We start from the raw sequence: 23542 nt of genomic DNA on the forward strand, positions 1-23542 counted from the left end.
GGTGTGGCAGTAGCAACCTAAAGGCCTGCGGGATTTTTCAGCCTTGTGAGGGGTGAGTGGCGGCTTCTGTATCCAGTCGGACAGAAACGTGGGTCTCGATTTCAGTGCGCACGGATATTGGCCTGCGGCGGACTGGAAACGAAGACAATCTTCAGGTGGTTGATTTGACCAATCAACGGCTTGGTTTGGCGGGCCGTGATTCATCCCTGTCTCCTGAAGTGGCGCAGCACCGGCTGGGTAAGCTGGGCACTCTGCTGATTGTCAGTGACGGAATGGGCGGCGCGGCCGCCGGGGAAGTCGCCAGTGAAATGGCGGTGGACATTGTCGCCCGTGAAATGCTGCGCCAGGTACACGCGGGTGTGCCCTCACGCGAAGCCATGCGCAGGGCGGCCGATAGAGCCAACGCGGCCATCTGGGAGCGATCGCAGAATGAAAGCGCCATCCGCGGGCTGGGGGCAACGCTCACGGCTGTTCACTTGTGTGGGCAGGAGGCGACGGTCTCACAGGTCGGAGACTCACGGGCATATCTCATTCGTGAGGGGACGATTCGGCAGCTTACAGAAGACCAATCCTGGGCCAATGCTGTCAAAAAGTCCGGTGTCAGTCAGGTAGTCAATGTCCCAAACAACATCATCCTGCAGGCACTTGGCACCCAACAGGTGGTCAACACGGAAATCACCACAGAAGTCATTCACCCGAACGACATCTTGCTGCTGTGCAGTGATGGCCTTTCCAACAAGGTCGAGGAGCACGAACTGTTGAGTTATGTCGTTACCTCCAGTTCACTCGACGCTGCGGCTGAAGCCTTGGTCAAGCTGGCTAATGACCGGGGCGGTGAAGACAACATCACCGTGGTGATTGCACGACTTTCCACTGTGGATGATCCCGATACCATCTCGGCATCCCGTGCGACCCAACTTCTGGTTTCTGAACCATCAGGGGAGAATGTGATGCCGGTTGGTGTTGGCCGTGCCACTTCTGACCTGCCTAGCGGGCACCCAACGCTTGCCAATTTCACGGTCACAACCGAGAGTAACCGCACGACAACGACGACGGCGCATCCAACCACCGGCCCCGCCGCCAGCACCTCAGCGGACCGATGGCCGTCCCTGCCGGCATCGGAGTTGCCATCGTCACCCACCGCGTCGGCTGTGGAAACGCCGGCGTCACCGACGATGCCTTCGCCCCAAAGTTTGTCAAGGAACGGCAAGCTCTTTGTCCTGTTGGCGCTGGCGGCCGTGGGAGTGATTATCTTGGCTGGTGTTGCAGCCATGATTTGGGTCTTGCAGTCGCGGGCCGAGAAAGAGCGGACTGGCAGGACAGAACCACGGCCACATCCGGTGCTGGCACCCATCGGTTTGCCATCGGCTACGCCGGAGACGCCACCACTGACTCCGCCGTCAGTGGAATCGGGCGGTGCCGATGGGATTGGACGGGCTGATGGCCTATCGTTGGATGACGTCGAGAAAGAACTGGACCAGATCGAGCAGCAGGTGCGGAGTGTCGAACGTCGGCTTGACCAAATCGCAGGCCAGGATGCTGAGCGTCAAAACTGCAAGAAGAGAGGCGAGCAACTGGCTGCGCTCAAAGAAGCGCTGAAGCGTCACCGCCAGAAGCAGGCCAGAGCGGATGATCCTTCTGTGAATGACATTCAAAAAGAGATGCAAGCTATCGCACAGTGGCTTGATACGTTGCCTGCGTCGCTCCGTGAAATGAAAACACCCGATAACAAGTTGCCGTCGCCTCCCGGCACCCGTCCGGTTGACGAACTCCGGCGCACGGTCGAACGAACGGTTGAAGGGCTGACAAACAACGCCTCGCAGTTCATCCGGCATCCCTGAAGCCCCGAACCCGGTTGACACTGGCAGAAGCTATTGATTGCGCTGGTGGTCCTTGGGTTGGCATCGGAAGCGCAACTCCAATGGCCGGACGGCTCCAATGGCCGGACGGCTTCGGGCGCGGTGTGAAAACCGGGAAGGGTTTGTGACTTTTCTCTGAGGTTGATGATTATGCGAAACCGTAGGTTATTGGTAGTGGTTGGTTTGGCCTGGCTGCTGAGCAGCAGTACGCTGTGGTGGTCAGCCGTGGCACAGACGCCCTCCGTGCCGGCGCATGTGCTGGGAACAGACGACAAGGCCGCCTTCGCCATTCACTTTTCCGGCGAAATGCACGCCAATCTCGATACCTGTGGCTGCCCGGCCAATCCCAGCGGCGGACTTCACCGCCGCGTGACCATGGCGCAGGCGTTCCGCGCAAACTTTGCCGAGACACCGCTGCTGGAACTCTCTGTCGGGGCTATCTTCAACGACCAGGGGGTATTGCTCAATCCCCCCTTCAAGGATGTCCTCGTTCAGAACGACTATGCCCTGCGCGGGTATAGTGCCTATCCCTTCGACGCCGTCAACCTGACCTATCAGGATTTGCGGGTACTGCACCAGTATTTCACCACCCAGGCTGCCAAGCAGGCGGCGGCGAATTTTCCCGTGCTGAAAGCTTACGTTTCGGCCAATGCCACGCCGGCCGTGAACGAGAAGACGCACATTGCCCTGCCGCGCTTTGTCATCAAGGAAGTGAAATCACCGCACATTCCAAAGAACCACAAGCTGCGGATCGGGATTACCGGGGTGTGCGAGCAGGCACCCAGCGAAGGTACCGGCTATGTCTGGCGTGACCCCGCCACGGCGCTCAAGGAAGTGCTCCCGGAGCTGAAAAAGCAGGCGGATGTGGTGGTTGTGCTGGCCTACCTGCCCCTCGACCAGGCCAAGACACTGGCGGCGGAACTCGAAGGGATAGATGTCATGATTGTCGGGCACACGCAACCTTCACTGCTCACGCTGGAGACCGTGGGAAATACGGCCGTGGTCGTCAACAACTATGAAACCAAGGCGCTTGGGGAGCTGCGGGCCTATATAGCCGACGACGGCAAGCGGACGTACAGCAGCCGCTTCATCCTGCTCGATGCGACGATTCCCAGTGAGCCAAACGCCCTGAAAATCGTCAGAGAAGCCAAGGCGGCCATTGAGGAAGCGCGGCGCAGCATGGTGCAGGCTACGCCCTGACGCTCTGCCGGAGCGCAAACGTGTCAACCGGCGTTTCCCGGTCAATCCTTCCAGGGAACGCCGGTTTTATTGTCCCGGTTTGGTCCCGGAGTGGCTCACTGGCTCGGAAGTTCATCGGGTCGCAATTCAACCAGAGTGGTCTGGTAAAAGCTGGAGCTGATATGGACGGCGCGGTGCACCCGCAGCGAGGTTTCCTGCGCCAGGCGCGCATAGAGCCGCCTGGCTTTGATCTGGGCAATGGCAGGGGATGTGTTGCCTTTGGGAAAGAGCTTTCCGACAGCATGCATCACCTTGAAGAAAGCCGTGCTGGGCGTGAAGGTGAAGTAGAGTGCTTCGCGGGTGTGCGTCCCCAGATGCCGCAGAAGTTGCACCAGGTCATCTTCCTCGTAGTAAATCAGGCTGTCCAGGCACACGATGGTGTCGAAGACCTCGGTGACGCCGTAGAAATCCGCTTCGTGAAACGTGGCTTCCGGGACCCGTTCACGGGCGGCCTGGACTTCACGGGCTGAAATATCCACACCCGTGACGCACGCGCCGGCGTCCACAAGGCGACGGGCGAAGGCGCCGGTGCCGCAACCTGCGTCAAGAACAGTCCGCCCCTGCCAGTTGCCGCCCCACGCCAGAATCGTGGCCATGGTCTTCTCACGACCGGCGACAATGCTCGCCTGAATCCGATTTTGCGCTTCACCGCGCGCAAAACGCTGCCATTTTTCAAAGCCAACGGTATCAAAGTAGTGGCGAATGCGATCCTGCGCCGTCGCGTATGAAGATGGCATCGGGGTTGCACTCCACAGCTCAAACGGTTTGAAATACACACCTCCCTTCCAGCGTCCAATCCGGGCCCCGGAAAGTCAAGCCTGTATTCAGGCAGGTCAGCTATGGAAACCATCTGGATTCTGGGCGATCAGTTGGTGCGCTGCCATCCGGCTTTTGAACGGGTGGAACGCTCCACAGCCAGGGTGCTGATGATTGAGTCAGCCGCCCATGCACGACGGGTGCGCTACCACAAGCAGAAGCTCGTCTTTCTCTTTTCAGCCATGCGGCACTATGCGGAAGAACTGCGCGCCCAAGGGTGGACGGTGGACTACTACCGTGAACAGCCCGATTTTGAAGCCGGTCTCGTGGCCTATCTCCGCCAGCACCGTCCAAGCCGCATCTGGCTCATGGAACCCAACGAATACGGGGTTGCCGAACTACTGAAACGCCTTGTTGCCGCGCATGGACTGTCACTTGACATCCTGCCGACGACCATGTTCATCAGCGACCGGGCATCGTTTGCCGCCCGGGCGCAGGGAAAGAAAACGCTCGTTCTGGAAAACTTCTACCGGCGCATGCGGCAGATGACGGGGCTGCTGATGGAGCCGGACGGCGAACCGACGGGCGGCACGTGGAACTATGACCGGGAAAATCGCCAGGTGCCGCCGCCGGACCATCGGTTTCCGCCTCTGCCCCGCTATGCCCCGGATGCCATCACCCGTGAGGTGATGGACTGGGTACGACGGGATTTCCCCGATGGTTACGGCGTCATCGAACCCTTCCACTGGGCCACGACCCGCGCCGAGGCCGAAGATGCCTACCAGGATTTCATCGAACACCGGCTTGATCTTTTTGGCCCCTATGAAGATGCCATGGTGCGCGGGCAGGCTGCGCTGTACCACACTCTGGTATCACCTTATGTCAATGTCGGCCTGCTTGATCCGCTGGTAGCGGCCAGGCAGGCCGAGCAGGCGTACCGTGCCGGAAAAGCCCGGCTCAACTCCGTGGAAGGCGTCATCCGGCAGTTCATCGGCTGGCGGGAGTTCATCTATCAAATCTACTGGCTGCGCATGCCGGAAATGGCCCAGGCCAACTTCTTTGGCGACACCCGTCCACTGCCGCACTACTACTGGGATGGCGAGACGCGGATGCAGTGTCTCCGGGAAACCATCACCCAACTTCAGCAGACCGGACACACGCACCACATTCAGCGCCTTATGGTGCTGGGCAACTTTGCGCTGCTGGCCGGAGTGCTGCCACAGGCAGTCAACGAGTGGTTCTGGTTGGCGTACATAGACGCCTATGAGTGGGTCACGCTGCCCAACGTGTTGGGCATGTCACTGTACGCCGACGGCGGCTTTCTGGCCACAAAGCCTTACGTGGCCAGTGCTGCCTACATCAACCGCATGAGCGATTACTGCCAGGGCTGTGCCTACAACCCGAAGCAGCGCCATGGAGAAGGTGCTTGCCCGTTCAACAGCCTGTACTGGGACTTTCTCGACCGACACCGTGCCAAGCTGTTTCCAAACCAGCGCATGCGCATGATGTACGCTGCCTGGGACAACATGGACCCACAGGAACGCACCGCCACACTGGCCTGGGCCGCCACGCTGCTCACCCGTCTGGAAGAGCTTTAGTTTGAAATGAACAGGCCGTGTGACCTGCGCCACATCGCTACAGGTGAATACACCGTGCCTTGAGAACCGCCGGAATCTCGTGCAGCTTGGCCATGACTTCATCGGGCACGGGTGAATCCACCTGGATGAGGGAAATGGCCGTCCCGCCGACTTCCTTGCGTCCAAGGTAGAGCCGGGCAATGTTGACGCCGCCATCGCCGAGTGTGGAACAAATCCGCCCCAGCACGCCGGGCTGGTCCCGGTTGGCACACAGCAGCATGTGCCCTTTCGGGATGGCTTCGATGGGAAAGCCGTTGACCCGGACGATCCGCAGATCGGACTCACGGAAAATGGCGCCGGCCACATCGCTTTCCCCTTGGTCAGTCTCTGCCCAGAGGGCGATAAGGCTGGCAAAGTCCTTGGCGACGCGATTTTTGGTTTCCGAGACGACCATGCCGCGTTCTTCGGCAATGAGCGCCGCATTGACGAAGTTGACCCGATTGCTCGTCCCTGAAAGCAGCCCGACCAGAATCGCCTGGGTGATGGGACGCACGTCCAAGTCGGCGACCTTGCCACTGTATTCAATGACCAGACGGCGTACGTGACTGCCGAAGGCCTGCCCCTGAAACATGCCGAGCTTAATGCCAAGGTCCACATAGGGCCGTAGTTCAGACATCAGCTCAGCACTCACCGAAGGCGCGTTGACGGCACCAAAGATGACGCCAGTTTCGAGAAAATCCACAATTTGTCTGGCAATCGAGACGGCCACGCTCACCTGTGCTTCCATCGTTGAAGCGCCAAGGTGCGGAGTGCAGGTGAGGTTGGGCAGTGCCAGAAGCGGATGATCGGGCGGCGGCGGTTCTTCCTCGAAGACATCGAGCGCGGCAGCCGCCACCGTGCCGTCCTGCAGGGCGGCGGCAAGGGCGGTCTCATCCACCAGTCCGCCACGGGCGCAGTTGATGAGCCGGACGCCACGTTTCATCTTGCGGAAGGCGTCGGCATTGATGATATGCCGGGTTTCATCCGTCAGCGGGACGTGCAGGGTGATGAAATCGGCGCGCGCAAACAGGGTATCGAGCGCGACGAGTTCGATACCCAACTTGGCTGCGGCTTCCCGCGTCAGGTAAGGATCATAGCCAACCGTGTGCATGCCGAAGGCCGCCGCGCGCTGGGCCACGAGGCTGCCGATGCGTCCGATCCCAACGATCCCCAGGGTTTTGCCAGACAGTTCGACGCCGACGAGCTTCTTCCGTTCCCAGCGGCCCTGCTTGAGGCTCATCGTGCCCTGGGCAATGTGCCGGGCTGTAGCCATCAGCAGGGCAAAGGTGTGTTCGGCGGTGGTGACACTGTTACCGCCGGGGGTGTTCATCACCACGATGCCGCGCTTGGTCGCGGCCTCGACATCAATGTTGTCCACACCGGTGCCGGCCCGCCCGATGACCTTGAGGTTGTCCGCCGCCGCGATGACTTTGGCCGTCGGACGGGTATCGCTGCGCACAATGAGCGCGTGGTAGGGGGCAATGAGTTCAGCCAGTTCGTCTTCTTTGAGTTCCGGCTTGACATCGAGGGCAATGTTGGGTGTCTGGCGCAAAATGCTGAGACCATCTTCGGCCAGGTTGCCACAGACGAGAACACGGTGGATGGTCATAGCAGGCTTGAATCGAAGGAAGTGAAGTCCGGGGGCGTACTGTGTGGGGGCTTAACGGCGTGACTTGAGTGCCGCGCGCGTTTCACGCTCAAGGTCGCGGCGGCGTTCGGTTTCGCGCTTGTCATAGGTTTTCTTGCCTTTGGCAATGGCAACTTCGACTTTGGCGCGTCCGCGCTTGAAATACAGCTTGGTTGGGACGACCGTCAATCCACGTTCCTGAGTGGCTGCCGCCAGTTTGGCAATTTCGCGTTTGTGGAGCAGCAGCCGCCGGGTGCGCCGGGGATCGTGGTTGTACCGGTTGCCGTGTGAATATGGACTGATGTGTGCTTCCATCAGCCAGGCTTCACCGTTCCGAATGACGACGTAGGCATCCTTGAGATTGACCCGGCCTTCGCGCAGGGCCTTGACCTCCGTGCCGACGAGTTCAAGCCCCGCTTCATACGTCTCGCGGATGAAATAGTCAAAGTAGGCTTCCCGATTGGAAGCGATGAGTTTGATGCCGTCAGTGGCAGACGCGGTCATGAGTCCGGGTATCCTTCACTGCCTTGCAAAATCTGGTCGTCCAGCATACCACCAGTGATGAGGCCCTGTGCCAGATAGTAGGTCAGCATGACCCAGAGATGGGCCAGCGGCAGGGGTATCAGGAAGCGGTCCCAGGCGAGGAGACTGTCCGAGACCGTAAAGGCCAGCGCTCCCAGAAACACAAGCCGGCTTCCCTGGCGCAGCGCCGCCGTGACACCCATACTGGTCAAAACAACAGCGTAGAGCAGAATGGGAGGCTGCCAGTTGGTGGCCTGCCCCAGAACCGCGCCCAGCGCCATCCCGTAGGCCGCCACGCCGCCTGCCCGGAACAACCGGGCACGCTGAAGCTGCGCCTCCGGCCCAAAGGCGGCTATGTAGCACAGGTGCGCGATGAGAAACGCTGTCAGCCCGACCAGAAAGAACCGGTCATCCAGGGCCAGCGCCACATCGCCGAGCGCTGACCAGAGCAGTCCGTAGCCAACGCGCCGCCCGCCGGTGGACCGGGCGGTACGCAGCAACCACCCGGCGGCGACCAGCACCGGCAGGGCCTTCAGAAGAAAGCTGCCCGGATATGGCAGCCAGGGGAGGGTTCCCAGGTAAGCCAGTGCCAACAGGCTGAAAACCGCCGGGAAGCCACGTTGACCGGGATGCGAGCTGGGGATGGCCGGATACCTCCGCTTTATCCAGCCTTGTGCCCATTGTTGGACGAATTACCGGCTGGTGACGCATCAGGAGCCGGTGGCACGCGGTCGTCCGCCGCCTGCTGCTCATCCAAGGCTACCTTGAGCTGCTCAAAGACCTCAGAGGCCGACGGAGGCGGTTTGGGGCCGCTCGCCTTGCCATCGCCATTGACAGTTACGGCCTGACTGTAGCGGTAGTAGGAACTGTAGCCGTAATAGTCGTAGCCATAGTAGCTGGATTGTTCCTGGGTCATCCCGTTGAGAACCACGCCCAGGACGCGGGTGTTCGTTTCATCCAGCTTCCGGCAGGTGCGTTTCACAATCTCCCGTTTCGAGCGTTGGCAGTTGACCACCAGAATGACGCTGTCGGCCATCGCCGCGAGAATTGTGGCGTCGGCAAAGGAGAGCATGGGCGGCGTGTCCAGAATGACGTAGTCGAACTTTTCGACGGCATACGCCAGCAGCGACCGCATGCGTTGTGAACCAAGCAGTTCGGCCGGGTTGGGCGGCATCTGCCCGCAGGTAATGAGCGTCAGGTAGGGAATCGGGGAAGGCGTGAAAATTTCGCCAATTTTGCACTGCCCGGAGAGATACCGGGACAGCCCCGGCTGGAAAGTGCGTTCCTGTCCGTAGCTGTCAAACAGCTTCTGGAGTTGCGGACGCCGCAGATCGCAGTCAATGAGCAGGACCGAAGCCCCGGTTTGGGCCAGCGAGATGGCCGTGTTGAATGAGGTCGTCGTTTTACCCTCACCTGGCTGGCTGCTGGTGATGAGAATGATGCGGTTGCGAACATCCTCGGATGAAGAAAGCAGGATGGAAGTCCGAAGCTGGCGGTAGGCTTCCCCAATCGGCGAAGCCGAGAGGGCAAAGGCGCTGAGACCGACGTTGAAATCGGCCGGCAGCGGGCGTCCATCGGCCAGTTTGGCCAGCGCCCTGGTTTCGCCGCCATAGCTGTAATACCCGCTGCTTTTGCTGAGTTCTTTGGGCGAAACCTGGGGAATCAGCCCCAGCGTCGGGAGGTTCAGCAACCGATCCACGTCTTCGACGGACTTGATGCGGGTGTTGAGATATTCCCGCGCAAAAGCAAGACCGACACCGCCAAAAAGGGAGAGGAAAAAGGCAACGCTGAGGGTGTAGCTCACCCGTGGGCTGATGGGCGCGCCAGGAGTGCCGGCGCGGTCCACGACTGTGATGTTGTTGAGGTCCATGCGCAGGTTGATTTCGGTATCCTTGGTGGTTGCCTGCAACGCCTGAAGCATCTTCTTTTTGTTGTCAATGTTGTCCTGCATCATGCGCTGCATGACGCCGTCGCCATTTTGGGTGACGACCTCATTGCGCTGTTTTTCAACCCGTGCACGCAGTTCTTCTTCGCGTCGCTTGGCGTTTTCGTAGGCCGTTTTGATGCGAACCAGCGTGTTCGCTTTCGCTTCCTTGAGTTCGTTTTCGGCCTGGGCCAGCACCTGATCAATCTGCACCACATCGGGGTGCAGTTCCGTGTAGGTTCCGAGCAGTTCGAGACGGCGCTGTTTCAGTTCGGAGATTTTGCCCCGCAGCTTCTGCAGCTCCGGATCCGATTGCATTTCGTCGAGGGAGTCAATGGGCTGAGTCAGACTGGCCTGGTAACGTTCTTCGGCGCGCAGGCGCTCTTTTTCGGCTTCGAGCAGAGCCTGGTTGAGTCCGGTCAGCCGGGCCACTTCCGGGTTGTCTTCCGGTTTGAGCGAGACAATTTTCCGTGTGCGCAAATACTCCGTCAGTTTTCGTTCTTCTTCGAGAATTTCCTGCTGGAGGCGCGCGGCCGTCGAGGACAGAAACTCCTTCTGGCTGCTGCCCTGCTGGAGGCGGTCGGAAACATTGCGGCGGGCGAAGACCTCGGCCACAGTGTTGACCACCGCCTTGGTTGTTTCCGGGTCGTGGTGCTGGAAGGTAATGCGGACGAGGCGTGTGCGGGGGACATTGTAGGCTTGTAGTCCACTGGCCAGTCGCCCAATCTGCGGCGCATAGCGCTGAAGCTCATCTTCAGTGGTGGCAGGAGTGGGGCTGGCCTCCGGCAACTCCGCAGATTTTGTTTCACTCTGGGGAGGCTTGCGCGGCCCACGGGGAGAGCGGATGAGATCGAGCAGCGCCGCGCTGAGCGTGGTCGGCCCAGTAGCCAGAAACTTTGGGTCACGGTCGAGCTTGAGGGTCTTGACGACTTCAACAAGCAACGAAGGACTCGAAATTTTACGAATCTGCGTGTTGAGGTAATCCGGGTCCACCGAATAGGGCACAAAGGCAATGCGCCCGCTTGAGGAATAAAGTTCTTTTTCCGGGGCAACTTCAATGTGGCTGGACGCCTCGTAAACGGGCTGCATGCGCGAAAGCGCCAGCCCGGTGACGGTCATCGTCAGCACGACACAGAGAATGACCGTAAACTTGTACCGCAGAATCGTCAGGAACGCCTGCCGGATTGGCTGTCCGGCATCTTCCTGCGGCAGGGTGTACTGATAGCTCCCACGCCGGCGCATGCGATCCTGAACGGTTGGCGTGGCGAGGTCCAGCTCGGCCGCCGTCGGCGCAAGCATGACGTTGTTGTTCGGATGTTCTTGTGGCATGGCCGTTATCTGGGGTGACGTTGCGTGTGCGGACCAACGTCTGAAAACACAAGTGGAATGCTTGTGGCGAACCGGTCGCAAATCCAATCTTCAAACCAAAGTCAATACGAGCCAACGTTGATATGGGCTGGCCAGTGATGTCCGCAGACACACCGCAAATCGTTGCCGCTGGCCAACCTGCCCCCACTATATCGCGTTTACCCTTGGCTGAACAGCAAGATACCAACGCTCTGGCGAGCCGCTGAGGAAGAACGTTGTTTGGCCGGTGAAAATTGGTCTAGTCTGCCCGTGTTTCTCATCCCTGCCAACACTGAGAGGTGGATATGCCTGAAGTAGGTTCGCCTGCGCCGCCCTTCACCGCGCCCGACATGCACGGCAACCCCGTGAGTCTCGAACAGTTCCGTGGTCAGAAAGTCGTGCTGTACTTCTATCCCAAAGACGATACGCCAGGCTGTACCAAAGAAGCCTGTAGCTTCCGCGATGCCTATGCCGACTACCGGGAGAAGGGGATCGTCGTGCTGGGCGTGTCGCTCGATGACGAAGCCTCCCACCGGGCCTTTGCCGAAAAGTACCAGCTTCCCTTTACCCTGCTGGCCGATACCAACCATGCGGTTTCAGAAGCCTACGGCGTGTATGGCGAGCAGGAGTGGCAGGGCAAAAAGTTCATGGGCCTTGCCCGCAAGACCTTTCTCATTGATGAGCAGGGCATTCTGATCAAGGTATTCGACAAGGTTGACGTCGAAAATCACAGCCGGGAAGTGCTGGCTGCCTTTGGGTTGGCTTGATGCCCCTGTGCCTTCGGCTGGGTCTGAGAGGAGAGTATGCGACTCTGTCTGTCTGTTCTGAATGGTTCCCTGAACGGTCAGGTCTATCGGCTGCATGAGGGTGCGCTGCTTCTGGGGCGTGGCACGGATGCTGGAATCCGGTTCAACCCAGCCGTGGACAGTATGGTGTCGTCCCGCCACTGTCTGATTCAGGCTGAGCCGGACGGATTCTACGTGGTGGACAACCAGAGTACGAACGGTACATACGTCAACGGCCAGCGGATTCAGCGCGCCCGCCTCAATCATGGAGACATTATCGAGCTGGGCAACCCCGGTGTTCGTTTGCAGGTTGCTTTGGAAGCGCCAGTGACCAGCCCGGCGGCCTTTGCGCCGGGGGCGCCCACCTTCGGTCATCCGGCGGCTGCTGACGGAGGCACGGCGCGCCTGCGGGAAACGATTGCCGGTTTGGGGATGTACAACCCGGAGCGCAAGCCTATGGCGCCCGAAGCAGAGGCTTCGCCAATGGGGGTGTACATTGGCGCGGCGGTGGGCATCCTCGTCTGCCTGGTGCTCACCCTTGTTGTGGCGCTCATCGTGCTGTCCGAGTTGGGGATTGTCGTTGCCATCATTGCCACAGTAGTGGCGTTTGTCCCAGCATTTTTCTACATGCTGCCCTTTCTGTGGCTGGACCGGTATGACCCGGAACCGGTTTGGGCCCTGGCGGCGTCCTTTGCCTGGGGCGGTCTGGTGGCCGTTGTGGTGTCCTACATCCTGAACTCACTCTTTGGAGCCATCGCTTTCAGTGTGGGGGGCGAAGTCGCCGGGAACATCGTGGGTGGCGTGATTTCGGCGCCCATTGTGGAAGAGGGGTCGAAGGGACTGGGGCTGCTGCTCATATTGCTGTTCCTCCGCCGGGAGTTCGACGACATCGTGGATGGGGTGGTCTATGGCAGCTTCATTGCCCTTGGTTTTGCCACCGTGGAGAACATTCTCTATTACGGGCGGAGCCTGCTCGGTGGTGGGCTGGAGAGACTGCTGATCGTCTTCATCATGCGGGGCATCATGTCTCCCTTTGCCCACGTGACCTTCACGGCAATGACCGGCATCGGGTGTGGTCTGGCGCGGGAGTCCCATAATCTTGCCGTGCGCATTCTGGCGCCGCTCGGTGGCTACATCCTGGCGGTCATCCTGCACATGGTCTGGAATGGCATGGCTACCTTTTTAGGCGCTGGCTTTCTCATTGGCTACGCCCTGTTTGAAGTGCCGTTCTTTCTGGCTTTCATTGGCTTTCTCATCTATGTTGCGCGGCGCGAGGGGAAGATTCTCCGGGAGATGCTGTCTGTCGAGGTTGCCCGCGGCCTCATCACGCCGGAACAATTGGCTATTGCCACCTCCACCCTCCGCCGTACCCTGTGGCCGCTCCAGGGGAACTTTGCCGCGCGCCGCGCTTTCCTCCGCAACGTCTCGAAGCTGGGACTTTCCTACTGGCACGTTCAGCGGGCCGTGGCCGCCCAAAGTGAAACCCGTAGCCTGCCGCAGATTCCACGGCTGCAAGCTGAAATCCTCCGTTTACGGGAGCAGGTCTGAAGCGTCCGAATGGTGGGCGCATGTGGCTTCTGCTCCGAAAGACTGAGCCATGAACACACTGGAGTCTGCCCCCCGGCGCCTCGATTCCGGCATCCGTGCCAACCTGCGCTACGACTTCCCGGCCGGCGTCGTGGTCTTTCTCGTGGCCCTGCCTCTGTGTCTGGGGATTGCCCTGGCGTCCAATGCGCCTCTGTTTTCCGGCATCATTGCCGGCATCGTCGGGGGGATCATCATCGCTCCGCTTTCGGGTTCAGCCCTGTCGGTGAGCGGCCCGGCGGCCGGGCTGGCCGTGATTGTGGCCCAGGGGATTGCCACTGCTGGCGACTTTCGCGCGTTTCTTGCGGCGGTCGTGCTGGCCGGACTGTTTCAGATTGTCTTTGCCCTGATACGCGGCGGTGGGTTGGCGGATTACATTCCGAACTGCGTCATCAAAGGCATGCTGGCCGGCATTGGGATCGTCATCATCCTCAAGCAGATTCCCCATGCTTTGGGACGCGACCAGGACTTTACCTTCACCGATACCCTCAGCTTTCTCAATTTCGAGGAAAGCTCAACTATCGGCGCCATCATTGCCGGCATCTTCAGCGCCCAGCCGACGGCCGTCGGGATTACCCTGCTGTCTCTGGTGGTTCTCCTAGTCTGGGAGCATCCCCGGCTCAAGCAGATTCCATGGCTGATTTTGCTTCCCGGCCCGCTGGTGGTGGTCGTGTTGGGTCTGCTCATCAATGAGACACTGCGCTGGAGTGGAAGCCAGCTTTATCTCCGCGCTGAGGAAGCGCACCTGGTGGCCCTGCCGGTGGCAACTGACCTCCAGAGCTTCATCGCCCAGTTCACCTTCCCGGATGTACAGGCACTGCAACGTGCCGAGATCATCAAGTTGGCCCTGACCTTGGCCGTTGTTGCCAGTCTCGAAACGCTGTTGTGCGTTGAGGCAAGCGACAAAATGGACCCCTTCAAGCGGATTTCCCAGCCCAACCGGGAACTGTTTGCGCAGGGCGTGGGCAACATGGTGAGCGGGCTGATTGGCGGTCTGCCGCTCACGTCGGTCATCGTCCGCACCACGGCCAACATTTACGCCGGTGGACGAACCCGCATGTCAGCTTTCATCCACGGCCTCCTGCTGTTGTTTGCCGTGTTTTCGATTCCGGGGCTGCTCAACCGGATTCCCATTGCTTCTCTGGCGGCCATTCTCCTGCTCGTGGGCTACAAGCTGGCCAAACCGGAACTGTTCAAAGCGATGTATGCCCAGGGCTATGCGCAATTTGCTCCTTTTGTCGTTACGGTGGTGGCCATCGTGGCGACAGACCTTCTGGTGGGTATTGGTATCGGTCTTGTCTTTGGACTGTTCTTCGTCATCCGCGCCAACTACCGCTCAGCCGTCACGCTGGTCAGTCACGAAGACGCCTACCTGCTGCGCTTCAACAAGGACGCCACGTTCATCAACAAGATTGAACTCAAGCGCAAGCTCCAGAGCATTCCCGATGGCGCAACCCTGTTCATTGACGGCACACGTGCGCTCTACGTGGATCAGGACATCCTCGACGTGGTGAATGAATTTCGAGCTGCCGCCAGGTATCGGAATATCACGGTGAGCACAAGTAACTTCGACGAAAAGGCGCCGCGTCTGGCGCAACCACAACCGGCCCACTGACCAGACACCTCAAAGCGAGCACCCCTATGACTGAACGTTTGCCAGAGTCGTCCGTCAACGGCATGAACGAGTACCGCAAGCTGTTGCTTGCCAACAAAGCCTGGGCACAGGAAAAGCTTGACTTGCGTCCCGATTACTTCATCCGCATGAAGGATGTCCAGTCGCCGGCCTACCTGTGGATCGGGTGTTCTGACAGTCGTGTGCCGGCCGAGGACATTACGGGCACGGAGCCGGGCGAACTGTTTGTCCATCGCAACGTGGCGAATCTCGTCATCCACACGGACATCAATCTGATGAGCGTCGTCGAGTACGCCATTGATGTGCTGGGCGTGCGCCACGTCATCATTTGCGGGCATTACAACTGCGGTGGTGTCAAAGCTGCCATGTCGCGCAAGAGCTTTGGCCTCATCAACAAGTGGCTGCGCCACATCAAGGACGTGTACCGTAACTATGCCCGCGAACTGGAATCATTCACCGACCCGGAGGCCCGCTTCCGCCGACTCGTCGAACTCAACACAATTGAACAGGTGCGGAATCTCGCTGAGACTTCCATCGTCCAGAAATCCTGGCTCAAGCATGGACGCCCATGGCTGCACGGATGGGTGTATGACATCCGCACCGGTTTGCTTCAGGAACTGACCTTGATTCGGCCGGGCGATTTGCCCGACGATATTTACCGTTACGAATTTCCGCCGGAGTCGCTGTAGGTCTCTGTCATGTCATCCGTCATGCTGGTGACCGGTAGCGCCAGTGGCATCGGTCGTTACGTCGCCGAGGCATACTACCGCGCCGGTCATCGGGTTGTTTTTGCCGACCGGGCTGCAGCGCAGGTCCGTGACATCTGTGCTGCCCTCGCTGCGGAAGCCGGCGGGGAAGCCGTCCCCTGGGCGCTGGATGTTCGGGATGAGCAGGCCTGGGAAGCCGCCATTACCGACACCGTCAGCCGCTGGGGACAACTCGACCTGGTGTTGAACATTGCCGGGTATCTCCACGTGGATGCGCTGCTGTCCGCGCCGCTGGCGGCTGTCCATGACCATCTGGACATCAACGCCAAGGGCGTCATTTTCGGGACCCTGCTGGCGGCCCGCCAGATGGTCCGGCAGCCCCACGGCGGACACATCATCAACGTGGCGTCGCTGGCAGGGATTGCCGCCGTGCCGGGATTGACGCTATACACGGCATCCAAGTTCGCCGTGCGCGGTTTTTCGCTGGCTGCTGCCCAGGAACTTGCCCCCCACAAGGTGGCCGTAACGGTTGTCTGCCCGGATGCCGTTCAGACCCCGATGCTCGATTTGCAGGTGCATCGGGCGGAAGCGGCTTTGACCTTCTCCGGGGGGCGCATCCTGAGCGTGGCCGAAGTGGCGGCGGCTATCGAGGAAGCGCGGCAGCACCGACCGCTGGAAGTGACCCTGCCGCGACATCGGGGCTGGCTGGCGAAACTGACCAGCCTGTATCCTCCGCTGACCACCTGGGTAGCCCCCTACCTCCGCCAGCGTGGACAGCGCCGGCAGGCCACATGGCAACAGAAGCCAGGATGATGACTGCCTGATGACCGACCGGATGATGAGCTGCGCACCTGCCCGTCCAACCCTTGCCGACATCGTATCCGCCCGCCGCCGGTCTGTGGCCGCTCACCGCCCGGTTTCGCTGTCTGAACTGGCACCGGCACAGGGGACGTTCCTCCCGGCTTTGTGCCGCAATGCACCTGCCATCATTGCCGAAATCAAGCCTGTGTCACCGGCCGAAGGTGTCCTGCAGTCCACGCCCGATCTGGCGCGTGTGCTGGCCGCTTATGACGCCCACGCCGTCGCGCTTTCGGTTCTGACTGAGCCGGACTACTTCGGAGGAAGTTTTGACCTGCTGGCGGCCGTGGCGCACCGTTCCAGCCGCCCAACCCTGTGCAAGGACTTCGTGCTCGATGTGCGTCAGATACACGCCGCACGTGCCGCTGGCGCGGAAGCTGTACTGCTCATCGTCAAAATTCTCGACGACGAGCAGCTCTGCCGGCTCTCCGCTGAAATCCAACGCTGGAATATGACGCCGGTTGTGGAAGTGCAGACCGAAGCCGAACTGGAACGCGCCCTGGCGCTGGACCCGTCCGTTATCCTCATCAACAACCGCAACCTGGAGACCTTTGACATCTCTTTGGAGACCACGCAACGTCTTGCGCCGCGCGTACCTTCCCAGGTTGTGACCATTGCAGCCAGCGGTATCCGGTGCCGCGCCGACATCGAGGCGCTGCTTCCGTACTGCCCGCGCTTTCTCATCGGGACGCACCTGATGCGCGCGCCGGACCTGGAAGCTGCTTTTGTCAACCTTCTTGGAAAAGCGTATGCCTAAGCATCGTCCATCCAACCATTTTGGTGAAGTTTTCCCTCCTGTGCCTTTTGACGCCGAGCGTTACGCCAAACGCCGCCGCCAGGTCTTCCGGCAACTCGGCGAGGATGTGCTGCTGCTGTACAATCCGCCGGAAGCGCACCGCACCCATGACCTGTTCTACCGCTACCGGCCGGATAGCGACGTGTATTACCTGACCGGCTTTGAAGAGCCGGAGGCGGTCGTGTTGCTGGTGGGGGGACCCTGTCCCAGGTTCATCATGTTCGTCCGTCCGCGTGACCCGGAACGCGAAATGTGGGATGGCCTCCGGGCCGGCGTTGAAGGGGCCGTCACCTGCTACGGCGCGGACGAAGCCTTTCCCATTGAAAGCTTTGACGCTGAGATTGGGCGCTACCTTGAGCACGCCCGGACGCTCTACTTCAAGTTCGGTCGGGACGAGCAGTTCAACCAGCGGGTTCTGACGGCCTTCCGCGCCGCTGCACGGCGACGGCATCGCCAGGGGCCGGCGCCGGGCATCATCCGGGACACCCTGCCGCTGCTGGGCAGAATGCGGCTGGTCAAAGATGCCGATGAACTGCTGCGGATGCGCCGGGCGGCAGACATTGCTGCCGAAGCCCATCTGCGGGCCATGGAGCGCGCGCGTCCGGGGCAGTACGAGTTTGAAGTCGAGGCGGAACTGGAGTACGTCTTCCGCAAACGTGGCGCGCTGGGCAGTTCCTACACCTCGATTGTCGGCAGCGGCCCCAATGCCACGATCCTCCACTACAACACGAACAACAGCCGGCTCCGCGACGGCGATCTGCTGCTCATTGATGCCGGGGCGGAGTATGGCTACTACGCCAGCGACATCACCCGGACGTTTCCCGTCGGCCGCCGTTTTACCCCTGCCCAGCGCGACATTTACGACCTGGTGCTTCAGGCGCAAAAAGCCGCTATTGCTGCCGTCCAGCCGGGGGCGCGCTTCAATGCCTACCACGAGGTTGCCCTCGACACCCTGATTGACGGCCTGCGTCATCTCCGGCTGCTGAGCGGTTCGCACGACGAAATCAGGGAACTGCGAACCTATCTGAAGTACTACATGCATCGCGCCGGTCACTGGCTCGGCAGCGATGTCCACGACGCCTGCACGTACTTCACCGCTGAAACCCACGACGGCCAGTACCTGTATGAAAAGCTGCGCCCCGGTTGTGTCGTCACCGTTGAGCCGGGACTTTACTTTGCGCCGGGCGTCAATGACACGCCGGAGCACTACATCGGTATCGGCGTCCGCATCGAAGACGATGTGCTGGTGACACGGACCGGGAACGAAGTGCTGACGGCCGCCGTCCCCAAGGAAGTGGCTGACATTGAGGCCATTCGCTGTGCCGCGCTGACCGAGGAGGGAAACCACGCATGAGTGAGCCTTTGTTTGACCGGGTGAAGTTTTGCAGCAGTTGCAGCCGTCGCGCGACGGACGGCGACGTGGCCGCCCTTGGGACGCGGATTCGTCCACTGTTCCAAAAACAGCTCGAAAAGGATGGCTTTGGCACCTGTGTGGGCATCAGCAGCCGTCCCTGTTTTGCCAAATGCCCGGACAATGGCATCACCGTTGCCCTGAGTACCAGTGACGACAGCCTGCCGCGGGAAGTGTATATCGTAACCTCGTTGCGCGACCTGGATTACGTGTATGCCCGCCTGCTGGGTGAAGTGTAGTCTTTGTGTGAAACTCCTTTTTCCCAAAACCCCACGTGATGCGACAAACCATTTTCTGCCTGCTGCTTTCCCTGTGTCTGGGCTGGACACTGTGGGAAACCCCGGCTGTGGCGGTTGCCCAGTCAAAGTCCAAGCCCAGCGACAAGTTCCGCCAGCTCGATGAAGTGTTGCCCACGCCCAACGAATACCGTACGGCCTCCGGCGCGCCGGGACACAGGTACTGGCAAAATCGCGCCGACCACGTCATCAGTGTTGAACTCGATGACGAGCGCCAGCGCATCCAGGCCAGCGAGACCATCACCTACACAAACAACTCGCCCGATGAGCTGCGCTACCTCTGGTTGCAGCTCGACCAGAACATCTTTGCCAAGGACAGTGACGCCTTCCGCGCCCAGACTTCGGGCGGACTGGACCGCGTGCCCTTCTCTGTTCTCGACAGCCTGCTGCGCCGGCCCGAATTCGACGGCGGTTACAAGATCACAGCCGTAAAAGACGCCAAGGGGCAGCCGCTCCGGTACACCGTCGTCAAAACCATGATGCGTGTGGATTTGCCCACGCCGCTCAAGCCCGGCCAACAGGTGAGCTTTGCGGTGGACTGGAACTACAACATCAACGATGCCGTGAAGCTCGGCGGGCGCTCCGGGTACGAGTATTTCCCAAAGGACAAGAACTACATTTACGAAATCGCCCAGTGGTTTCCGCGCATGTGCGCCTACACGGACTACCGTGGCTGGCAGCACACGCAGTTTCTTGGGGCCGGTGAGTTTACGCTGGAGTTTGGCAACTACCGCGTGTCCATCACCGTGCCGGATGACCACATCGTGGCGGCGACGGGCGTCCTTCAGAACCCCAGGCAGGTGCTGACGCCGGAGCAGATCGCACGGCTGGAGCGCGCCAAAACGGCGGCGGCGCCGGTGCTCATCGTGACGCCGGAAGAGGCCCGGCGGGCGGAGCAGGGGCGTCCCACGGGCAGGAAAACCTGGATTTTTCAGGCGGAAAACGTCCGCGATTTTGCCTTTGCTTCCTCGCGGAAGTTCATCTGGGACGCCATGGGGCACAATGTCGAGGGCAACCAGGTCATGGCGATGTCGTACTATCCCAACGAGGGCAATCCCTTGTGGGAAAAGTATTCCACACACGCCATCATCCACACGCTCAACGTTTATTCGCGCTACACGTTTACCTATCCCTACCCGGTGGCCATTTCGGTCAACGGCCCCGTAGGCGGCATGGAATACCCGATGATCTGTTTCAATGGTCCGCGTCCGCTTGAAGATGGCACGTATTCGGCGCGTACGAAGTACGGTCTCATCAGCGTCATCATTCACGAAGTCGGCCATAACTTTTTCCCGATGATTGTCAACTCCGATGAGCGGCAGTGGACGTGGATGGATGAAGGTCTCAACACCTTTTTGCAGTATCTGGCCGAACAGGAATGGGAAGAAAAATATCCGTCGTTCCGGGGTGAACCACAGTACATCGTGGATTACATGAAGAGCGAAAACCAGGTGCCCATCATGACGCAGTCGGATTCGCTCCTGCAGTTTGGCAACAACGCCTATGCCAAGCCGGCGACGGCCCTCAACATTCTGCGCGAGACGATTCTGGGGCGGGAACTCTTTGACTATGCTTTCAAAGAGTACGCCCGGCGGTGGAAGTTCAAACGCCCGGAACCGGCTGACTTCTTCCGCACCATGGAAGACGCTTCCGGCGTGGATTTGGATTGGTTCTGGCGCGGCTGGTTTTATTCGACCGACCACGTGGACATTTCCATTGAGAATGTCCGCTGGTATCGCCTCGACACCCAGAATCCCTACATTGAAAAGGGGCTTCGCCGCCAGGAACGTGAGTCGCGTCCAGTAACACTTTCCCAGGAACGCAACAAACCGTTGCCAAAGCGGGTGGATCAGTACCCTGACCTGAAGGATTTTTACAACCGGTATGACGAACTCGATGTAACCGAGACTGACCGGGAGATGTATCGGCAGTTTCTGGCGACGTTGACCGACCGCGAGAAAGAAATCCTCAACGCCGGACTGAATTTCTACTTTGTGGATTTCAAGAATATCGGTGGTTTGGTCATGCCCATCATTCTGGAAGTGACCTACACGGACGGCACAAAGGAAGAAATGCGCTTTCCGGCTGAAATCTGGCGGCTCAACAACTTTGAAGTCTCCAAGCTCATTGTGACGCCGAAAGAAATTGCGAGCATTACGCTAGACCCGCGATTAGAGACGGCGGACGCTGATTTTGGCGAACAACTTTTTCCCGCGCCGTCCAGTCAAGTCACGTTTCCAGGTTTTCAAGGAGCAGCGTCAGGGGCCGCCCAACCCGATGCAGTTGGAGCGCAAGGGGCAGAGTAAACCCCAAGGCGATAACCCACGGCCGTAAGCTTCCTGATAACAGCTTCTGGCCTTCACAGGAAGGTGAGGCTGAAAAACAACCCAGGTGTCACCGCTACCCTTTGTCGAGGCGGATGGATATACTCAGTCCATCATCTGTGAGCGTACCGGCGGTTTATGGCTTCCAGGGTTGGGTTTGTCATTCTTTCCCACCGCGGCACTGATTGGCCGCTTCTGGCCCGCTTGTTTCCCGTTTGCGCGAACTGCCGGAAGCGAGCATTGCACTTCACCACGACACTTACCAGTCACCGCTCAACAGGGAACTGATTGAGCGGTACGATGTGCAGGTTGTCCCGGCAGTAGGTCGCACCAGTTGGTCAAATATCATCAATGTGTTTGCAACCGTCGCCGAACTTGAAGTGCTTTTCCGGCAGCCAAGGCGTCCCCGCTGGTATGTGACACTTTCTCAAAGCTGCTACCCCATCAAGTCAGCATCGCACATTGCCAAAATTCTCGATGGACTGACAGACGACTTTTATATTGACATGCGTCTGGTCAATTTCCAGGCAAGTCATTTATTGCTTGATAAGTATGTTGAGGATGCCATCAGGAAGTACACGTTGTGTCATATACCGTTCATTTCCAGATATGGTCGTTTCTACTGGCGCCCACTCAAGATTTATCGTCCGAGAAGTGTTATCCCGTTCAGAGATAGCTTTTACGTTTTTCACGGATCAAACTGGCTGGTTCTTTCCGAATGCGCAGTAGAGTATTTGCTGAGACAGGACATTGCCTGTCATCCGGTAACAGAATTTTACCTGACACAGTATGACCAGCAAGATGATCGTCAGTCACCTTGTCCCCAGGAGATTGTGATACAAAGCATTCTTGGTAATGCCAGGGAGCTGAAGGGAGCTTATCGCAACTGGCACTATATTGACTGGGAAGGCGCCAAAGATTGGCATCCCAATGTCTTAACCGAGCGCCACTGGTCAGCCATCATTGCTTCAGACGCTCTTTGGGCACGAAAATTTGATCTTGAGAAAAGCGCCACTTTGCTTAAGCGCATTGATACTGAAATTCTTGACACCTGAACTTTACCTGCCTGGTTTTTTCTTACACTATCCTGCAATCTTTTCCAGTTCACTTTTGAATTTCCTCCGTATCACGACAGGATTCAATTCACCCTGGTGCAAGTGCATCGCAGCTTCACTTAATCTTTTTTGCTCGTCCCGATTAGTAGTTAATTTCTCCACAGCATCGCAGACGGATTGAGGGGAAGGATCAGTGACAACCAAGGCGCTGCGACGTTGCTGAGCAAATTTTACGACCGTGCAGTATTCCGGGCCCCAAACGATAATGGGCTTCCCAAAGGCGCAGTAGTCGCAGAACTTCGTCGTGAACGCTGTCTCAACAAAAAAGCGCACACTGGGGTCAAAACTCATGACAACGAGAAGAAAGTCCGCTTTGGCAAGGTGCTTCACGAGTTCACGATTTGGTGTGAAGCCGTGGTAAGAACCATCTGCCCGTGCTGCGGCCTGCTCTTCCGCCGGCCAGTCGCAAAGCCCGTAGAGGGCAATTTTTGCCTTTCCACGCTGTAGCAGGGCCCTTCGTAACTGAGCCAGCATGCTTCCGTATGTGCCTTCAATGTTTCCCGCATAAACCAGTGTTGGTTGGTGCTTCGCTGGCTGTTCACCATCTGTAGCGGGCGAAATCACCTCCAAGTTACCTAGAGGGTAAATGACATGGGCATTGGGGTGCGGCCCGAGTGCTTCACGCATACCCTCACTTGTGCAGAAAGCTACGTCGCTTTGTTGATAAAGTTCTTGCCACCTACGCTCAAGCATGGGGCGTGTCGAGGCCAGAGCTGGAAAGTAGCGTGGTTTCCAATCAGCAAAGTACGTTGCCAGCGGAATTTTTAACCGGCGTGCCAATTTTCGCGCCAGGTGGCTCAGGCTGTTGTCAGCCAAAGCAACGATGACTTCCGGATTGAAAGCGCGAACCTTCTGCCACAACCACGGCGATATAAAGCCGGTTGCCACGAATTGCTCGTATGCCCAGGCCCATTCGTAAAAGCGGCTTCTTTTCAAACGGCGAATGAGTTGCGGTGACCGGAAGGGTAGGAAAGTTACCGACGGAGGCAACGAGGGTAAGGTGATGCCTGGAAAAGTGTCATCCAGTGGCGGGGAAATCACAAGGACTTTCATGTCGCTGGGTTGAATAACCAATCGGTACATCACGATTGGTGCTCCACGCCACTCAACCGGCGGCTCATTGCCCATATAAAGGACGCGCAT

General features: G+C 59.0%; 19 protein-coding genes. 13 read left to right on the plus strand and 6 right to left on the minus strand.

Features of this window, described 5'->3' with window-relative positions; genetic code table 11:
* The first annotated feature begins 164 nt into the window (after window positions 1-164).
* The gene (locus tag CABTHER_RS15545; RefSeq protein WP_148263933.1) at window positions 165-1841 is read left to right on the plus strand and encodes a protein phosphatase 2C domain-containing protein; all 1677 of its coding nucleotides are present in this window, start codon (window positions 165-167) and stop codon (window positions 1839-1841) included.
* Between the two features lie 168 nt (window positions 1842-2009).
* Window positions 2010-3059, plus strand: a complete 1050-nt coding sequence (locus CABTHER_RS04390) for a bifunctional UDP-sugar hydrolase/5'-nucleotidase (RefSeq protein ID WP_148263934.1) — start codon at window positions 2010-2012, stop codon at window positions 3057-3059.
* 95 nt (window positions 3060-3154) lie between these two features.
* On the opposite strand, the gene bchM is transcribed toward CABTHER_RS04390, so the two are convergent.
* The gene (bchM, locus tag CABTHER_RS04395) at window positions 3155-3835 is read right to left on the minus strand and encodes a magnesium protoporphyrin IX methyltransferase (RefSeq protein WP_148263935.1); all 681 of its coding nucleotides are present in this window, start codon (window positions 3833-3835) and stop codon (window positions 3155-3157) included.
* A gap of 102 nt (window positions 3836-3937) precedes the next feature.
* Between bchM and CABTHER_RS04400 the strand changes: the two genes are divergently transcribed.
* A complete protein-coding gene (locus CABTHER_RS04400; protein ID WP_014099386.1) occupies window positions 3938-5452 on the plus strand; it encodes a cryptochrome/photolyase family protein in 1515 nt (504 codons plus the stop codon).
* A 37-nt stretch (window positions 5453-5489) separates the two neighbouring features.
* Here the strand turns inward: CABTHER_RS04400 and serA are convergent, their stop codons facing one another.
* The 4 genes from serA to CABTHER_RS04420 form a co-directional block, all read right to left on the minus strand.
* The gene (serA, locus tag CABTHER_RS04405) at window positions 5490-7079 is read right to left on the minus strand and encodes a phosphoglycerate dehydrogenase (RefSeq protein WP_014099387.1); all 1590 of its coding nucleotides are present in this window, start codon (window positions 7077-7079) and stop codon (window positions 5490-5492) included.
* Window positions 7080-7130: 51 nt separating this feature from the next.
* A complete protein-coding gene (gene smpB / locus CABTHER_RS04410) occupies window positions 7131-7601 on the minus strand; it encodes an SsrA-binding protein SmpB (protein WP_014099388.1) in 471 nt (156 codons plus the stop codon).
* Entirely contained in the window at window positions 7598-8212 is a 615-nt protein-coding gene (locus CABTHER_RS04415; protein ID WP_014099389.1) for a lysoplasmalogenase, read from the minus strand. Before CABTHER_RS04415 ends, smpB begins: the two co-directional genes overlap by 4 nt.
* A 68-nt stretch (window positions 8213-8280) precedes the next feature.
* On the minus strand, window positions 8281-10872 hold the full coding sequence (locus CABTHER_RS04420; protein ID WP_014099390.1) for a GumC family protein: 2592 nt from the start codon (window positions 10870-10872) through the stop codon (window positions 8281-8283).
* A gap of 323 nt (window positions 10873-11195) precedes the next feature.
* Between CABTHER_RS04420 and bcp the strand changes: the two genes are divergently transcribed.
* The 10 genes from bcp (at window position 11196) to CABTHER_RS04470 (ending at window position 22339) form a co-directional block, all read left to right on the plus strand.
* Window positions 11196-11657: a thioredoxin-dependent thiol peroxidase gene (gene bcp, locus CABTHER_RS04425; RefSeq protein WP_041569079.1), complete on the plus strand. Its 462-nt coding sequence runs from the start codon at window positions 11196-11198 to the stop codon at window positions 11655-11657.
* 36 nt (window positions 11658-11693) lie between these two features.
* Window positions 11694-13223 (plus strand): PrsW family glutamic-type intramembrane protease, encoded by a 1530-nt coding sequence (locus CABTHER_RS15550; protein ID WP_014099392.1) that lies wholly within the window; start codon window positions 11694-11696, stop codon window positions 13221-13223.
* 49 nt (window positions 13224-13272) lie between these two features.
* Window positions 13273-14874 carry a SulP family inorganic anion transporter gene (locus tag CABTHER_RS04435; protein ID WP_014099393.1) on the plus strand — a complete coding sequence of 534 codons (1602 nt, stop codon included), beginning with the start codon at window positions 13273-13275 and terminating at the stop codon, window positions 14872-14874.
* Between the two features lie 26 nt (window positions 14875-14900).
* Window positions 14901-15581: a carbonic anhydrase gene (locus CABTHER_RS04440; protein ID WP_014099394.1), complete on the plus strand. Its 681-nt coding sequence runs from the start codon at window positions 14901-14903 to the stop codon at window positions 15579-15581.
* Window positions 15582-15590: 9 nt separating this feature from the next.
* Window positions 15591-16412 (plus strand): SDR family oxidoreductase, encoded by an 822-nt coding sequence (locus CABTHER_RS04445; protein WP_014099395.1) that lies wholly within the window; start codon window positions 15591-15593, stop codon window positions 16410-16412.
* A gap of 10 nt (window positions 16413-16422) precedes the next feature.
* Window positions 16423-17214, plus strand: a complete 792-nt coding sequence (locus tag CABTHER_RS04450; RefSeq protein ID WP_014099396.1) for an indole-3-glycerol phosphate synthase TrpC — start codon at window positions 16423-16425, stop codon at window positions 17212-17214.
* Window positions 17207-18607, plus strand: coding sequence for an aminopeptidase P N-terminal domain-containing protein (locus CABTHER_RS04455; RefSeq protein WP_081464694.1), 1401 nt, complete (start codon window positions 17207-17209; stop codon window positions 18605-18607). The genes CABTHER_RS04450 and CABTHER_RS04455 overlap by 8 nt, the downstream gene beginning before the upstream one ends.
* The gene (locus CABTHER_RS04460; protein WP_014099398.1) at window positions 18604-18903 is read left to right on the plus strand and encodes a hypothetical protein; all 300 of its coding nucleotides are present in this window, start codon (window positions 18604-18606) and stop codon (window positions 18901-18903) included. Before CABTHER_RS04455 ends, CABTHER_RS04460 begins: the two co-directional genes overlap by 4 nt.
* A gap of 38 nt (window positions 18904-18941) precedes the next feature.
* On the plus strand, window positions 18942-21266 hold the full coding sequence (locus CABTHER_RS04465; RefSeq protein WP_014099399.1) for a M1 family metallopeptidase: 2325 nt from the start codon (window positions 18942-18944) through the stop codon (window positions 21264-21266).
* A 233-nt stretch (window positions 21267-21499) separates the two neighbouring features.
* Window positions 21500-22339 (plus strand): beta-1,6-N-acetylglucosaminyltransferase, encoded by an 840-nt coding sequence (locus CABTHER_RS04470; protein ID WP_014099400.1) that lies wholly within the window; start codon window positions 21500-21502, stop codon window positions 22337-22339.
* Window positions 22340-22366: 27 nt separating this feature from the next.
* Here CABTHER_RS04470 and CABTHER_RS04475 read toward each other — a convergent pair whose 3' ends face one another.
* Complete coding sequence (locus CABTHER_RS04475) at window positions 22367-23542, minus strand: glycosyltransferase family protein (protein ID WP_014099401.1); 1176 nt, start codon at window positions 23540-23542, stop codon at window positions 22367-22369.

It is taken from the genome of Chloracidobacterium thermophilum B (assembly GCF_000226295.1).
GTDB classification, from domain to species: Bacteria; Acidobacteriota; Blastocatellia; order Chloracidobacteriales; family Chloracidobacteriaceae; genus Chloracidobacterium; species Chloracidobacterium thermophilum.

Bases quoted from the DNA above. Each gene is read 5' to 3' on its own strand.
- bchM (WP_148263935.1), bottom strand. From the start codon at position 3,835: ATGCCATCTTCATACGCGACGGCGCAGGATCGCATTCGCCACTACTTT.
- bcp (WP_041569079.1), top strand. From the start codon at position 11,196: ATGCCTGAAGTAGGTTCGCCTGCGCCGCCCTTCACCGCGCCCGACATG.
- CABTHER_RS04445 (WP_014099395.1), top strand. From the start codon at position 15,591: ATGTCATCCGTCATGCTGGTGACCGGTAGCGCCAGTGGCATCGGTCGT.
- CABTHER_RS04440 (WP_014099394.1), top strand. From the start codon at position 14,901: ATGACTGAACGTTTGCCAGAGTCGTCCGTCAACGGCATGAACGAGTAC.
- CABTHER_RS04475 (WP_014099401.1), bottom strand. From the start codon at position 23,542: ATGCGCGTCCTTTATATGGGCAATGAGCCGCCGGTTGAGTGGCGTGGA.
- CABTHER_RS04400 (WP_014099386.1), top strand. From the start codon at position 3,938: ATGGAAACCATCTGGATTCTGGGCGATCAGTTGGTGCGCTGCCATCCG.
- CABTHER_RS04420 (WP_014099390.1), bottom strand. From the start codon at position 10,872: ATGCCACAAGAACATCCGAACAACAACGTCATGCTTGCGCCGACGGCG.
- CABTHER_RS04455 (WP_081464694.1), top strand. From the start codon at position 17,207: ATGCCTAAGCATCGTCCATCCAACCATTTTGGTGAAGTTTTCCCTCCT.
- CABTHER_RS04465 (WP_014099399.1), top strand. From the start codon at position 18,942: ATGCGACAAACCATTTTCTGCCTGCTGCTTTCCCTGTGTCTGGGCTGG.
- CABTHER_RS15550 (WP_014099392.1), top strand. From the start codon at position 11,694: ATGCGACTCTGTCTGTCTGTTCTGAATGGTTCCCTGAACGGTCAGGTC.
- CABTHER_RS04390 (WP_148263934.1), top strand. From the start codon at position 2,010: ATGCGAAACCGTAGGTTATTGGTAGTGGTTGGTTTGGCCTGGCTGCTG.
- serA (WP_014099387.1), bottom strand. From the start codon at position 7,079: ATGACCATCCACCGTGTTCTCGTCTGTGGCAACCTGGCCGAAGATGGT.
- CABTHER_RS04450 (WP_014099396.1), top strand. From the start codon at position 16,423: ATGACCGACCGGATGATGAGCTGCGCACCTGCCCGTCCAACCCTTGCC.
- smpB (WP_014099388.1), bottom strand. From the start codon at position 7,601: ATGACCGCGTCTGCCACTGACGGCATCAAACTCATCGCTTCCAATCGG.
- CABTHER_RS04435 (WP_014099393.1), top strand. From the start codon at position 13,273: ATGAACACACTGGAGTCTGCCCCCCGGCGCCTCGATTCCGGCATCCGT.
- CABTHER_RS04460 (WP_014099398.1), top strand. From the start codon at position 18,604: ATGAGTGAGCCTTTGTTTGACCGGGTGAAGTTTTGCAGCAGTTGCAGC.